The organism is Sphingobacterium thalpophilum, from assembly GCF_901482695.1.
GTDB lineage: Bacteria > Bacteroidota > Bacteroidia > Sphingobacteriales > Sphingobacteriaceae > Sphingobacterium > Sphingobacterium thalpophilum.
Map to the genome: position 1 here is coordinate 5,699,256 of NZ_LR590484.1, position 15,114 is coordinate 5,714,369.

The window sequence follows — 15,114 nt, forward strand, 5'->3', positions numbered from 1 at the left end:
GATGACACTTCACTTAAATAGAATACATCACATCGCCATAATCTGTAGTGATTATCCGCGTTCAAAACACTTCTATACCGAGATTCTAGGCCTTGAAATCGAGCGGGAGCATTATCGGGCTGACCGCGATTCCTTTAAGCTGGATCTCAAATTGAACGGCTCCTATATTATTGAGTTGTTCTCCTTCCCTTCGCCACCGAAGAGATCCAGCTTTCCTGAAGCAGCCGGGCTCCGACATTTAGCTTTTGAAGTGGACAACCTGGCCGACGAAATGGCTAAACTGGAAGCTGCCGGTATTCTCCATGAAGGAATCCGCGTTGATCCACTGACCAACAAAAAGTTTACCTTCTTTTCCGATCCGGACGAGCTGCCGATCGAATTGTATGAACGCTAAACAGAAAAGGCATTGACTTTCATCAATGCCTTTTTTATTCTTGTCGTAAATCTGTCCGTAGATAAACTATCCACTTGTCTTTCCGAATTCGGAAAGCACATTACAGTTTACGTTTTACTTCGACTTGCTCGTAAGCTTCCACAATGTCTCCGACCTGAATATCATTGAAGCGATCAATATTTAGACCACATTCATAACCTTGGCTAACTTCTTTGACATCATCTTTGAAACGTTTTAAGGAAGCCAGCTTACCAGTATGGATCACCACACCGTCTCTGATGACACGGATATCGTTATTTCTACTGATCTTACCTTCGCGAACCATACATCCAGCAATGGTACCCACTTTCGAAATTTTAAAGGTCTCCCTGATTTCAACCTCAGCCACAATTTTTTCTTCGTATTTCGGAGCCAACATACCCTCCATCGCAGATTTGATCTCTTCGATCGCATCGTAAATGATAGAATATAAACGCACATCAATTTGCTCATTTTCTGCCAGTTTACGTGCATTTTGCGTTGGTCGCACCTGGAAACCAATGATGATCGCATCAGAAGCGGAGGCCAATAATACATCCGATTCAGAGATCGCACCTACAGACTTATGGATAATGTTAACCTGGATTTCATCAGTCGACAATTTCAGTAATGAATCTGACAGGGCCTCAATGGAACCATCCACATCCCCTTTGACGATGATATTAAGCTCCTTAAAGTTACCAATAGCCAAACGACGGCCGATCTCATCTAATGTGATATGCTTCGTAGCACGCATTCCCTGCTCACGCTGTAGCTGAAGGCGTTTGTTGGCCACTGTACGGGCTTCGGACTCGCTCTCCAATACATAGAGTTTATCACCAGCAGTAGGCGCTCCGGACATCCCTAAAATTTGTACCGGAACTGATGGACCAGCCTCTTTCACACGTTCGCCTCTTTCATTGGTCAAAGCTTTCACTTTACCCGAATGGGAACCTGCCAAAATCGGATCACCAACACGTAAGGTACCGCCCTGAATGAGCACCGTCGTCACAATACCCCGTCCTTTGTCCAAAGCAGCTTCGATGACCGAACCCACAGCACGTTTCTTAGGGTCAGCTTTCAGATCCAACATTTCAGCCTCCAAAAGAACTTTCTCGAGTAGAAGATCTACGTTTTCACCTGTTTTAGCCGAAATCTCCTGTGCCTGGAATTTACCGCCCCAGTCCTCAACAAGAATGTTCATGGCCGAAAGTTGCTCGCGAATCCGATCAGCATTTGCGCCCGGTTTGTCCACCTTGGTAAAGGCAAACACAATAGGCACACCTGCTGCCTGAGCATGATTAATGGCCTCTTTGGTCTGAGGCATGACGGCATCGTCAGCCGCAATGACGATAATAACGATATCCGTCACTTTAGCTCCACGTGCACGCATCGCCGTAAAGGCCTCGTGGCCCGGTGTATCTAAAAATGTAATCTTGCGATTATCATCTAATTTTACAGCATATGCACCAATGTGCTGGGTGATACCTCCTGCTTCCCCCGACGTAACGTTTGCTTTACGGATATAATCCAGTAAAGATGTCTTACCGTGGTCCACGTGACCCATCACCGTTACGATAGGTGCCCGAGGGATCAGATTCGCCTCTGTATCTGGTTCTTCCAGTTCGGCAGTTTCCTCGTCCTCAGGTTTAATAAACTCTACCTGATAACCAAATTCATCTGCTACGATGGCTAATGTCTCCGCATCCAAACGTTGGTTAATGGACACAAACATACCCAAACTCATACAAGTTGCAATAATTTGCGTAACAGGCACATCCATTAAGTTAGCTAGTTCGTTGGCCGTTACAAATTCTGTAACCCGCAGAACTTTTGCCATCAGTTCCTGTTCCATTGCAGCTTCTTCAGCATGTTGCGCCACGTCATCACGTTTTTGACGTCTCAGCTTAGCACGCTGCGCAAACTTACCAGATTTACCGGCACCGCTCAAACGGGCAAGTGTTGCCTTGATCTGGTCTTGGATTTCCTTTTCAGAAGGTTCTTCCTTATTCTCAACAGGTCTTCCTTTTCCTCGGTTGTCAAAACGTCCCTGCTGTGGTCTTCCCCCCTGTCCAGGCCTACCTTGATGCTGACTATTGCCTCCTTGGCCCGGTCTTCCAGAATGTGGTGCATTTTGCCCCTGACGGTTATTAGCATTACCTGTATTTCCAGCATGGCCACCTCTATTTTGTTGATCACGGCCAGCGTTTCCATCACGAGGTCCGCGGTTCTGGTGACCACCTTGTCCAGCATTCGGATTCACTGGACCATTTGGATTTGTACGCTTACGCTTACGTTTTTCATTATTGTTACCAGCATTGGAAGAGGAAGCCACTGGCTTATGAGAAGGTCTTGCAGAGGGCAATTCGATTTTACCGATTACCTTGGGACCAGTTAATCTCTCTGCACGGGCAGAAATGATATCATCTTCGTCTTTTTTTTCAGGCTCCGCTGTCGGAGCTGCTGCTACAGCTTTAACTGCTGTTTCGTCTTTTTTCTTGTCTTCTACCTTCACAGGTTCAGTTTTAGTCTCTACAACCGGAGTTGCTTTTACTTCAGTTTTATCTACTTCAGGTTTTGAAGTTTCAACCTCTGGCACAACGGCTTCCGGTTTCTTTTCGACAACCTGTGGTTCTTCTTTATTTGCTTCCGCGGCAGCACCTCTTCCTTCTGCTTTTACATCAGCCTTAGCCTCCGCTGCTGTATCTTTGGCAACGTTAGGTTCCTGATTTGAAGCCCCCTCTTTTTTATGTCTGCTCCCACCTCTGTTTAGGGCGTCAAGATCGATTTTGCCAACCACTTTCATTCCTCCTTGATGAACAGGCTCCTCTACTGGTTTAGCTGGAGCAGTGTCCTTGGCAGACGGAATCTCTACAGTATTCTTAACCAAAATTTCCTTTGGCTCCTCATGTTCTTCAAAATCGTCATTTCTAGATGATTCTTTAGGAGAAGCGGACGGCGACTCCTCACGACGAATTTTGCCAATAACGATCTGTTTAGCTTCATCTTTCAGTGATTTGTCTCCCTGAAACTCTTTTAACAGCACACCATACATCTCTCCGCTTAGTTTAGTGTTAGGTTTTGCTTCTACATCATATCCTTTTTTCACTAAACATTCGACGGCGGTATGTATCCCGATGTTGAGTTCCTTTGCTGCTTTAAGCAAGTTTGTTCCTTTTCCTTCAGTCATCTATAATATAAACTATTTTAATGTAATTACAAAAATATGATTTTTTCTATCCATAAACAATTTATTCCGTCTGTTAGATTGAAAAAAATCGACAAGCTGAATTTTACTCAAATTCAGCTTGCAATATACGTACGATCTCGCGAATGGTATCCTCTTCCAGATCGGTACGTCTCACGAGCTCTTCCTCGCTCAACGATAAAACCGACTTCGCAGAATCCAATCCTACCCGTTTCAATTCGTCAATAACCCAGCCTTCAATTTCGTCGCTGAACTCTTCAATGTCCACATCCTCATCGAACTCATCATTTTCACGGTAAACATCAATTTCGTAACCAGTCAGCTTACCCGCAAGCTTGATATTGTGTCCCCCACGGCCAATAGCCAATGAAACCTGATCCGATTTTAGATAGACCGCCGCAGTTTTATTCTCTTCATCTATCTTAATGGAACTGATGCGCGCGGGACTTAGGGCACGTGCAATATACAAAGAATGATTTGTGGTGAAGTTAATCACATCAATATTCTCGTTTCGCAGTTCACGAACGATACCATGTATACGTGAGCCTTTCATACCCACACATGCTCCCACAGGATCAATACGGTCGTCGTAAGATTCCACAGCAACTTTTGCGCGTTCCCCCGGTTCACGAACAATTTTTTTAATCGTAATCAATCCATCGAAAATCTCTGGTACTTCAAGCTCAAATAAGCGCTGCAAAAACGCCGGTGCTGTACGTGAAATGATAATCTTCGGATTATTGTTCATCATATCCACTTTATGAACGACAGCACGGATACCATCCCCTTTTTTGAAATAATCAGCTGGAATCTGCTCCGACTTCGGTAAAATCAACTCATTACCATCCTCATCCAGTACAAGAATCTCTTTCTTCCAGATCTGATAGACTTCACCGATAACTAATTCGCCCTCCCTGTCTTTGTATTTCTTAAAGACCTCGTCTTTCTCCAGTTCAAGGATCTTGGAAACCAAGGTTTGGCGCGCTGCCAGAATAGCCCGGCGTCCAAAACTCTCTAATGTAATCTGTTCAATAAAATCATCGCCTACTTCCAGATCCTCATCATGCTTTCTTGCTTCCGCCAGCTCAATCTCGAGATCATCATCTTCCGAAAATTCATCCTCCACAACGACACGCGTTCTCCAGATTTCCAAATCTCCGTTGTCCGGATTCACGATGACGTCCACATTTTCATCCGTACCGAAACGACGACGGATCATACTGCGAAAAACCTCCTCCAATACGGTGATGACTGTAGGTCTATCGATATTTTTAAACTCTTTAAACTCCTGAAAAGAGTCTATCAGATTGATGTTGCTGTTGCTCATTATTCTTTTAAAATGAAATTACCACTTTTGTTGCTTTTATCTGGTCAAAAGGAAGCTCTTTCTCCACCTCTTGTACTTTTTTGCCTTTTTCTTTAATTTTTTGAAGAACGTTAATTTTAGTATCATCCACGGCAGTCAATTTACCCTCAACTTTTGTATTGTCATTTAGCTTGACCTGAACCGTACGGCCTATATTTTTCTGGTACTGTCGCAAATTCACAAAATTTGCATCTATTCCCGGTGATGAAACCTCCAGACGATAGGCATTATCAACGACATTTTCCTCTTCCAAATGGTACCCTACGTGGCGGCTTACCTGTGCACAGTCATCAATATTCACCCCATTATCCCCATCCAAAAGAATTTCCAAAATCTTATTTGGATGCATTTTCACACTGACAATAAACAAATCCTCGCGATCTGCTATCTTTTCTTGTATGAGTTCGACAACTCGTTTTTCTACATCTTGCATTGTTCTGCTTGCTAGAAACGCTAAAATTAATTGTATTAAAAAAAGGGGGCAATATAAGCCCCCTTCCTTTCAGATTATGCAAATATAGTACTTTATAAAATAAAAAACAAATACCTAGCAAATTCCACAACGTAATTTGACAATTACTTCGAATTGTCGACCACCGCATTAATTGTTTTTTGCATCTGGGCCATCATACTGGTGAGCGTCTCCATTGTCGGCTCCGGCGTCGGCTCCGGCAGCTGCGTACTGATAAATGCCTTAGCTTTCCAGACCTCCAGAATATCGGAAGTCTCCACCCAATAGGGCTCGTAAGTTTTGTTGTCCGACACGAGTTTCAGCCCCTTATCCTCTTTGAATTTGTAAGCAATACGCTTGTACACCACACCTTCTTCTTTCGACACAACAACATAGGTCTGCCCGGGCTTGATGTCATGCCAGTTCTCCACGTATTCAGCAACGATAATCGAGCCGGATGGAAGCGGAAGCATGGAATCCCCTTTTATTTCAAAGGCCCGGAAAGTGCCTTGCCCAAACATAGGCAACGAAAACTTAGGCAGCTCTGCCACGTATTCCGGATCACCATAACCGTTTAAATAGCCCGCACTCGCTTTAACAGGCACCAGTTCGATATTCTCACGGTTGTCCGCGTCTACAGTCACACTGAGCACCCTTAAATTGGAAGCGTTACTTTTGGGCACCGGTTTCCACTTCTCATCAATTACATCGTTCGCCAGCTCATCCATGGTCAAACCATAAAATTCAGCTATTTTTTTTAGTAATTCATATTTTGGCTCAGCTCTATCCTCTTCATAAGCGCCGACAGAAGCTCTTTTAATTTCCATTATATCAGCAAATTGCTGCTGAGTAAGTTTCTTTCCTTTTCTAAGGAATTTCAGGTTGGACGAAATATTTGACATATTATTTTTTCAAAAAATATTTTGCAAAAACTAATTTTATTAGTAATATTGTGCCAATAAAATTAGTAAATAAATTTTAAACATCCAAATAATTTAGCATTATGGGTAATTTTATTGTATATATATTGACTGATAACAATAGAAATCACTTCAAAATCGACTTCACATCCAACATTATACGTACAGCCATTGAGCTGCAGCAATCCAGTAATTTTATTTTTCAGCAGGGCCCAGATTTAACCCGTATCATTTACTGTGAAACATTTCCCAGCTTGGGAGCAGCCCGAAAAAAAATACAGGAACTGCAGCGATTTACCAGAATGCAGATCGAAAGAATCATCCGTAAACACAATCCGAACTGGAACAATCTGTTTCAGCAGCCGCAGCAAGGATACCCGAAAAGCACCTCACATTACGCAGCTTAATACCACCTAGCTTAGTTGATAAACCTGCCTGAAAACGAAAAAAGCCGCCTGCGTTCGGCAGGCAGCCTTATATATTCGTGTATCCCGTTTTACACCCCCTGTGGACCCATATTTTCCCTAGATGGCAGATGTGTTCCGGTATCTGCGGAATGACCACCCTGCTGATCCGTACTTTCCGAAGCTCCGTTATCTCCGCCGCTGTTATGCTGTCCAGCTGCCTGCTCTTCTGCACCTTCTTCTTCTGGTCCTATAAAACCTTCATCAACCTGTTCATCCGTATTGGTCGAGTCGCTCTGCTCCGGCTCAGGATCACTATAACGCGGTGTCTCACACTTATAAGGTTTGGTGATATCCACAGTTGGGGCCGGAAATTTCCCTTGTACATAACCGAGTTGCTTATCTTTATAAACCGACTCCAAAAACACACCGAAAATAGGCAGAGCGGTACGTGAACCCTCCCCAGTATGCGAATTCTTAAAGTGAATGCTGCGCTCGTCACAGCCAACCCATATACCAGTGACCAGATCTTTGGTCACCCCCATATACCAGCCATCCACATATTCTGACGACGTACCCGTTTTACCACCGATTTCATTTTCCTTATCAAAGAGATCCCACTCCCACAACCCTTGGGACGTGCCCCGCGGTTCTTCCATTCCGCCTCTGAGCATATAAGTCATCAGCCAGGCATCCTGCTTATTAACAACCTGTTTGCGCTCTGCCTGAAATGTGGCGATTACATTACCGTCATGATCCTCGATTTTTGAAACGAGAACCGGTGTCAAACGCTCCCCATGATTCATCATTGTTGCATAACCATTCACCATTTCAAATACCGAAACATCGTTTGGCCCCAGACCAACCGACGCCACGGGGTTCAGTTTGCTCGTAATACCGCAGCGCTGCGCCGCGTCGACAACTTTAGCCGGCGTCACCTTTTCCGTTAACTGCACGGTCACTGAGTTAATAGAACGTGCCATGGCATGCCGCAGAGTCATTTCCCGGTAGGAAAAACTCCAGTCTGCATTTTTAGGCTCCCATACTTCTATGGAATCTCCCTTATCAATCTTGATGGTGACCGGCTTGTCCGTAATTTTATCACATGGTGACATTCCCGATTCCAATGCTGCCAGATATACAAAAGGCTTGAATGTCGAGCCTGCCTGCCGCTTAGCCTGCATAACGTGGTCATATTTGAAATATTCATGGTTGATCCCCCCCACCCAGGCTTTAATTTCGCCGGAATAGGGATCCATTGACATCATGCCTGCATTGAGCATCATCGCATAATATTTCAAAGAGTCCATTGTAGACATTTCTTTTTCGATCTTTCCACCGTCTTTCCAGTTATAGACCTCCATTTTTTTCTTTTTGTTCAAGAAGAAATTGATGCTGTCCGGATTATTTGGATATTTTCTGGTTAAATACGCATAATAAGGTGTCTTTTTGGCCAGATTGTCCAAAAAGTTTGGAATTACCTTGCCCGAAAGGTCACGCCAAGGCTCCTGCCCCGACCAGGTGTTGTTCAAACGCTGCTGTAACTCCGCCATTTGTTTTGCAACAGCCGCTTCCGCATGTCTTTGAAGTTTTGAATTAATGGTAGTATAGATCTTCAAACCATCAGTATAGATATCGTAGTTATTCTCCTCCGACCATTTCTCCAGCCATTTGGCGACAGCGGTCCGCAAGTAAGAATCGCCCCCGGCATTAATTTCTTGATTATTGGTATGCAGTACAATTTTCTCTTTGATCAAATTTTCGTATTCTGCCTTTTTCAGGAAATTGGCCTTATAAAGCTGACCCAAAACTGTATTTTTGCGATCAAACGCTTTTTCAGGATTACGGATCGGGTTATAGAGTGTGGTTCCCTTCAGCATGCCGATCAATACCGCAGCTTCATTCTGGTCCAGCTGAATAGCCCTTTTCGAAAAGTAACGTTTTGCGGCCGTCTCTATACCGTAAGCATTGTTACTAAAAGACACTGTATTCAGATACATTTCCAATATCTGATTTTTTGTGTATCGCTGCTCCAGTTTATAGGCTGTCATCCATTCCTTGAATTTCGTAATCACCAGTCCTGCGCCGGGCAACCGCGTCAGCAGCCCACCGGATTTATTGTATCGGGTGCGGTACAGATTCTTCGCCAGTTGTTGTGTAATCGTGCTCGCCCCTCGTTTATCCCCTTTCAATGTCGAGACTATTCCTGAACCCAAACCTAGAAAATCGACCCCATTGTGGCTATAGAAACGTACGTCTTCCGTAGCAATCAGTGCATTGATCACTGTTTTTGGAATACTGTCAAAAGGGATTGGATTTCTGTCCTCATCAAAATAGCGGCCTATCAGAACACTGTCAGCCGTATAGAGCTCAGTCGAGATATTAACGCTGGGCATAATGATATCCTTTTTCGTTGGCGAGTAGCCAAAAAGCCACAGAAAGTTAAGCTGTATGGCACAAATCAGGATGATTACGAAATATATTGCAATAACGAGGTAACGAACGACCCTATTCTTAATACGTCTGAACATAAATGGAAATTTATCTTATATTCAACACACCGGATCGACAAAAGGTTTTACTGCCGCTCGATATGCTGCTTCACATGTTTCAGGGGCTAAATATACAACTAAATAAATCTCTCCAATCACGTATTTACATTTTTTAACAATAAAAAATACGCATTTCTTTGTGATTTTGCAAACGTAAAAACGGCAGAACATAATTAAATCCGGAAACAATATAAGACAGCCAGAAAGCGTAAAAAAAAGGAGGAACAGCTTTTTCTTCATAAGGAAGCAAGTCGACAGGTTCCACAAATATTATACCTACTTTTAATTTATTATCTATTTTATTCTAAAATAATAATGATATTTGCTTAATTTTAGATGTAAACTAGTCAACTATTAGCATGTTAAAACAGACATTACAACAAAAGCTATTACAAAAACTGTCACCTCAGCAAATTCAGTTTATCAAGTTGCTGCAGGTACCCACAGTTTCTTTAGATGCCAGAATAAAAGAAGAATTAGAAGAAAACCCCGCTTTGGAAGATGGTAGCTTGACTAATATGACCGACCCTATAGAAGAGTATCCTGACAAAGATCCTGATGACAACTTTGATAACGAAGAAGGATTTGATTCGGATGACCTCAGCCTGGAAGATTACATCCAGGAAGATGACTATAAAGACTACGGAAATGGCTATGACTATGGCGACGATGACGAGGACCGCAAGGAAATGCCCGTTGCCATTCAGCATTCCTTTTACGAACAGCTTCAAGAACAGCTGGATCTGCTGGCTCTCGATGACAAACACTTTTTGATTGGTCAGCAGATCATAGGCAGCCTCGATGACGATGGCTACCTCCGGCGCCCCATCATCAACCTCGTGGACGACCTGGCTTTCGGGCAAAACGTCATGACCGACGAACAGGAGGTACTTGAGATGCTTAAGGTCATACAGGACTTTGAACCTGCCGGCATAGGTGCCAGAGATCTGCAGGAATGTCTTTTGATCCAGCTACAGAAAAAGGACCCTAACAGCCCAACCATCAAGCTGGCCATCAGGGTTGTCGCAGATTATCTGGAAGAATTTACCAAAAAACATTACGACAAGCTGGAAAAATCACTGGGTGTTTCATCCGAAGATTTAAAAAACGTCGTCAATGAAATACTAAAACTAAACCCCAAACCCGGAGATTCTGGCGCGGTAGCGGGCAAACAGCTCCACATCATCCCCGATTTCCATATCAGCAACAACGACGGCACACTGCATTTGACACTCAACGGACGTAATGCACCCGAGCTTCGAATCAGCCGTGATTACCAGCACATGTTTGAACATTATGAAAAGTCTGATCAAAAGGACAAAAAAATGAAAGAAGCTGTGCAGTTCGTCAAACAGAAACTCGATTCGGCCAAATGGTTCATAGATGCCATTAAGCAGCGGCAGCAGACCCTGCTCAAAACGATGAATGCAATCATGGAATATCAGTATGAGTATTTTCTGACAGGTGATGACCGCAAATTAAAGCCGATGATATTAAAAGATATCGCCGACAAAATTGACATGGATATATCCACCGTCTCCCGTGTGGCAAATTCAAAATATGTGCAGACCGAATTCGGCACATTCCTGTTGAAGTCCTTTTTCTCAGAGGCCATACAAACAGATTCTGGAGAGGAAGTATCCAACAAAGAGGTCAAGAAAATATTGGAAGAATGTATTGCCAAGGAAAATAAACGCAAACCTTTGGCAGACGAAAAATTAACTGAGATCCTCAAGGAAAAAGGCTATAACATTGCCCGACGTACCGTGGCCAAATACCGCGAAGCACTCAACATTCCTGTGGCAAGATTACGAAAAGAGCTCTAAGAGCTCTTTTTGCTTTTGCGATCTGCCAAATCTGAATTAAGAATAGTATCTTTGTGCTTGAATTAAATAAGCATGAAGGAATGAGCAAAGTAAACGTTGGAGTCGTACAGATGAGCTGTACCGCAAACAAACAGGATAATCTCGAAAAAGCGATCACCAAAGTAAAAGAAGCCGCTGCAAAGGGCGCACAAATTGTATGCCTGCAAGAACTCTTTACCTCTTTATATTTCTGCGATGTCGAAGATTATGACAATTTCGCACTAGCTGAATCTATCCCCGGACCATCGACAGATGCGCTTTCCGCTGTGGCAAAAGAAACAGGAGTCGTTATCATCGCTTCATTATTTGAAAAAAGAGCTGAAGGCCTCTACCATAACACCACAGCTGTATTGGATGCCGATGGCTCCTACTTAGGAAAATACCGTAAAATGCACATCCCTGATGATCCCGCATTTTACGAAAAATTCTATTTCACCCCCGGCGATCTGGGATATAAAGTTTTCAAAACAAAATTTGGCCGGATCGGTGTGTTGATCTGCTGGGACCAATGGTACCCCGAAGCCTCCAGAATAACAGCGCTGATGGGTGCAGAAATCCTCTTTTACCCTACTGCGATCGGCTGGGCAACAGACCAGGACGAGGATACAAACCAAGATCAATACAATGCATGGCAGACGATACAACGTTCGCATGCAGTGGCGAATGGTGTACCCGTAGTATCTGTCAACCGTGTAGGCTTTGAGCAGAACGGCGCCATGAAATTCTGGGGCGGAAGCTTTGTCACCAATGCACAGGGCAGAATTCTTTACCTTGCTTCACACGATAAAGAAGAAGTGGAAGTGGTCGAACTGGACCTTAGCGAATCGGATTATTTCAGAAAGCACTGGCCTTTCCTGCGAGACCGCAGAATAGAGACTTATTCGCCAATAACCAAACGTTTTATCGACGAGGATTAATATAAAATCATATAGGCCATTTTTTTGCGTACTTCTAAACCGGAGGAACGGATTAAAATGGCTTTTACTTTTTTAGCATGGAACAAGAAAATACATTCACACAAGCATACTTTGACAACTCGCCCAAGAAACAGGGTTTTTCCTTTCCTCCCGAATGGGCAAAACAGGAAGCCCTGTGGTTGAGCTGGCCACATAAAGAGGAATCGTGGCCCGGAAAAATCGAAACCATATATCATCCTTATTGCGAATTCATCAAGGTAGTGGCCGCAGGACAGAAAGTTCGAATTAACGTGGCCGATGAGGAAATGAAAAGCTTTGCTTTGGCCGCATTGCAGCAAGTCACGTCAGACTTCTCCAATATCGAGTTCTATTTTAATCCGACCAACGATGCCTGGTGCCGCGATCATGGACCTGCTTTCCTCGTCAATGACAGCACCCAACAGAAGGCGGTTGTCGACTGGGGGTATAATGCCTGGGGCGGAAAGTACCCCCCATTTGATCTGGACGACGTGGTCCCTACGCGTATTGCTCAAACATTTAATTACCCGCTGTTTACACCCGATATTGTCATGGAGGGCGGCTCCGTCGAATTCAACGGTGCAGGGACAATCATGACAACAACTGCCTGTCTGCTCAACAAAAATCGCAATCCTCAGCTAAACAAAGAACAGATCGAAACTTACTTAAAAGAGTTTTATGGACAGGAGCAGGTTCTTTGGCTTGGCGACGGTATTGTAGGCGACGATACTGACGGCCATATCGACGATATTACCCGTTTTGTGGATGAGCATACCGTTTTGACCGTGGTCGAAGAAAATCCTGAAGACGAGAACTATGCCATACTTCAGGAAAACCTGCAGACCCTCCGTTCTTTCACATTGTTGAATGGGAATCCGCTCAACATTGTTGAACTGCCCATGCCGTCGCCTGTGATCTATGAAGACACCCGGCTTCCCGCTTCTTATGCCAACTTTTATATTGCCAACGAAGTCGTTGTGGTACCGACCTTCAATGACCGCAATGATCAGCGCGCTTTGGATATCATCCAGAAGTGCTTCCCTACACGAAAAGTCGTCGGCATTAACTCTGTCGATATCATCTGGGGCCTCGGCAGCTTTCATTGCCTGAGTCAGCAGGAACCGGCCATACGTTAAATAAATATCAAGGGCGTCCAAAAAAGATTGGACGCCCTTGTTTTTGTCAGTATCAGGACACCTATTTACCCATTAAACGACAATAACACTCACACCTGCTTTTTCCAGTGATTCCACAAAGCCTGCACTTACTTTATCATCGGTTATTAGCACGTCGATCTTATCAAAACCGCATATCCGGCCAAAACTGCGACGTCCGAACTTAGAAGAATCAGCCAGCACCACCACTTTTTGCGCAGTATCGATCATAATACGGTTCAATTGTGCTTCCTGTGCACTCGAAGTGGATACACCATAGTCCAGATCAATACCGTCCACTCCTAGAAACAATTTACTACAGTAAAAATCCTGCAATAGGTTTTCAGCATACTTACCTGTTACCGAAGTCGATGTTTTGCGAAGCGTCCCGCCCATCTGCATGATCTCAACGGAGGGATACTTAATAAGCTCCATGGCAACATTTAGGGCAGAAGTGACGACAGTAATATTACCCTTGGGCATGATTTGCCTGGCTAGCGATTGCATCGTCGTTCCGGATGCAATAATGATAGAATCATTTTCCTCGATCATTTCGGCGGCCTTCTTCCCTATCCTATTTTTGTCGTCAGAACGGAGTTTTTCTTTCTCGAATACCGTCCTGTCGGTGGTGTACGGATTGTACTGAGTCGCCCCACCGTGGGTACGGAATAGCAAACCGCTTTCCTCCAGCAGGGTAAGGTCTTTGCGGATGGTCACCGAGGATACCCCCAGCTCTTCACAGAGATCCACCACCTGTACAATACCTACTTCTTTTAACTGTTTTAAAATATATTGATGTCGCTCTACATTTGTCATGGTGTATAATAATATGCTAAAGTATCCATTTTGATACGCCTAAATGGGCGCGATGATGCCAGATCAGGAAATATCATCCACACATCCGCTGCAATCCCGTCAGGTACGAGGTTCTGTCACTTCGGTTTACCACCATAGAACCGGCGTTAAAATAATGAAATTATTTAAGTATTTATAACCCGAAAACGTAAAATTAATTTTGACATACAATAACCGATAAAACGGCTCGGACTAAAAGTCAACAGGATCGGGCCAGATGTAACGGTAATTGAGTTCACCGCTAAGCAATTCGCCACTCACCATTTTTTGGAAATCCGCCACCGTTTCAAACTTCACGGGCAGCTCGAAGCCGTACTTTCCAGCGGAAGCTAAGATTACTTCCTTCTTGGCCGGGTGCATGGGAGCGACCACATTATAGACAGGATGTTGGAGATCGTTTACCATAGCCAGATCGATCAGACGGATCACATCCTCCAGATGCACGAAATTGGCCACCTGCTCAGCTGTTGTACAGACTCGGTCCGAAAAATACCTGGCGAATATCCGGTTCCGACCAAATAAACCTCCTAGGCGATAAACACAGGTATGTGACAGATTCAGCATCAATTCTTCCGCCACCAACAGCTTCTCTGAGAGCTTGCTCCTTTCATTATACTTTTCGTCAAACCACCCGTCCTGGTCGGGATAAATCCCAACTGAACTTAAAAACACGTGTTTATTCCACCGCAGGTTGCTGAGAAAAGACTGGATATTCAAAAAACGGTTCTGGAGAGTGGCAAGATCATTTTTCTGACTGGCAGGGACACTGTTCAGCACAAAATCAAACTCTCGTGGGATCGCTACGCTATCCCTAAAGTCAGAATGGTCAAAGTCGGCGATAAACGAAAAAATACCATCGTTTTTGAGCCGATGGTATTTTTCCTTGTTCGTCGTGCTCGCCCACACTTCGTGCCCACGGAGCCGCTGCTCCATAGCAAAAGCTGAGGCCAGCCACCCGCAACCTAAAATGAGTATCCGCATACCAGACAAAT

At 44.1% G+C, this 15,114-nt stretch carries 12 protein-coding genes; 5 read left to right on the top strand and 7 right to left on the bottom strand.

Annotated features, from left to right (window positions below; translation table 11 throughout):
• Nucleotide 1 precedes the first annotated feature (1 nt).
• Complete coding sequence (gloA2, locus tag FGL37_RS24240; protein ID WP_028068523.1) at nucleotides 2-394, top strand: SMU1112c/YaeR family gloxylase I-like metalloprotein; 393 nt, start codon at nucleotides 2-4, stop codon at nucleotides 392-394.
• A gap of 100 nt (nucleotides 395-494) precedes the next feature.
• On the opposite strand, the gene infB is transcribed toward gloA2, so the two are convergent.
• From infB to FGL37_RS24260, 4 genes are all read right to left on the bottom strand, one after another.
• On the bottom strand, nucleotides 495-3,602 hold the full coding sequence (gene infB, locus FGL37_RS24245; RefSeq protein ID WP_028068524.1) for a translation initiation factor IF-2: 3,108 nt from the start codon (nucleotides 3,600-3,602) through the stop codon (nucleotides 495-497).
• A 103-nt stretch (nucleotides 3,603-3,705) separates the two neighbouring features.
• Nucleotides 3,706-4,947: a transcription termination factor NusA gene (nusA, locus tag FGL37_RS24250; RefSeq protein ID WP_028068525.1), complete on the bottom strand. Its 1,242-nt coding sequence runs from the start codon at nucleotides 4,945-4,947 to the stop codon at nucleotides 3,706-3,708.
• A 7-nt stretch (nucleotides 4,948-4,954) separates the two neighbouring features.
• Nucleotides 4,955-5,419, bottom strand: coding sequence for a ribosome assembly cofactor RimP (gene rimP, locus FGL37_RS24255; RefSeq protein WP_028068526.1), 465 nt, complete (start codon nucleotides 5,417-5,419; stop codon nucleotides 4,955-4,957).
• A gap of 143 nt (nucleotides 5,420-5,562) precedes the next feature.
• Nucleotides 5,563-6,339 carry an XRE family transcriptional regulator gene (locus tag FGL37_RS24260; RefSeq protein WP_028068527.1) on the bottom strand — a complete coding sequence of 259 codons (777 nt, stop codon included), beginning with the start codon at nucleotides 6,337-6,339 and terminating at the stop codon, nucleotides 5,563-5,565.
• Between the two features lie 101 nt (nucleotides 6,340-6,440).
• On the opposite strand from FGL37_RS24260, the gene FGL37_RS24265 reads away from it, so the two are divergent.
• Nucleotides 6,441-6,764 carry a GIY-YIG nuclease family protein gene (locus FGL37_RS24265; RefSeq protein WP_028068528.1) on the top strand — a complete coding sequence of 108 codons (324 nt, stop codon included), beginning with the start codon at nucleotides 6,441-6,443 and terminating at the stop codon, nucleotides 6,762-6,764.
• Between the two features lie 89 nt (nucleotides 6,765-6,853).
• On the opposite strand, the gene FGL37_RS24270 is transcribed toward FGL37_RS24265, so the two are convergent.
• On the bottom strand, nucleotides 6,854-9,292 hold the full coding sequence (locus FGL37_RS24270) for a penicillin-binding protein 1A (RefSeq protein ID WP_081817771.1): 2,439 nt from the start codon (nucleotides 9,290-9,292) through the stop codon (nucleotides 6,854-6,856).
• A gap of 380 nt (nucleotides 9,293-9,672) precedes the next feature.
• Between FGL37_RS24270 and rpoN the strand changes: the two genes are divergently transcribed.
• From rpoN to FGL37_RS24285, 3 genes are all read left to right on the top strand, one after another.
• Nucleotides 9,673-11,139 carry an RNA polymerase factor sigma-54 gene (gene rpoN / locus FGL37_RS24275; protein ID WP_028068529.1) on the top strand — a complete coding sequence of 489 codons (1,467 nt, stop codon included), beginning with the start codon at nucleotides 9,673-9,675 and terminating at the stop codon, nucleotides 11,137-11,139.
• Between the two features lie 80 nt (nucleotides 11,140-11,219).
• The gene (locus FGL37_RS24280; protein WP_028068530.1) at nucleotides 11,220-12,095 is read left to right on the top strand and encodes a carbon-nitrogen hydrolase; all 876 of its coding nucleotides are present in this window, start codon (nucleotides 11,220-11,222) and stop codon (nucleotides 12,093-12,095) included.
• Between the two features lie 77 nt (nucleotides 12,096-12,172).
• Nucleotides 12,173-13,249, top strand: a complete 1,077-nt coding sequence (locus FGL37_RS24285) for an agmatine deiminase family protein (protein WP_028068531.1) — start codon at nucleotides 12,173-12,175, stop codon at nucleotides 13,247-13,249.
• Nucleotides 13,250-13,321: 72 nt separating this feature from the next.
• On the opposite strand, the gene agaR is transcribed toward FGL37_RS24285, so the two are convergent.
• Both agaR and FGL37_RS24295 read right to left on the bottom strand, forming a co-directional pair.
• On the bottom strand, nucleotides 13,322-14,083 hold the full coding sequence (gene agaR, locus FGL37_RS24290) for a transcriptional repressor AgaR (RefSeq protein ID WP_028068532.1): 762 nt from the start codon (nucleotides 14,081-14,083) through the stop codon (nucleotides 13,322-13,324).
• A gap of 231 nt (nucleotides 14,084-14,314) precedes the next feature.
• Nucleotides 14,315-15,103, bottom strand: coding sequence for an NAD-dependent epimerase/dehydratase family protein (locus FGL37_RS24295; protein ID WP_028068533.1), 789 nt, complete (start codon nucleotides 15,101-15,103; stop codon nucleotides 14,315-14,317).
• Nucleotides 15,104-15,114: the final 11 nt, after the last annotated feature.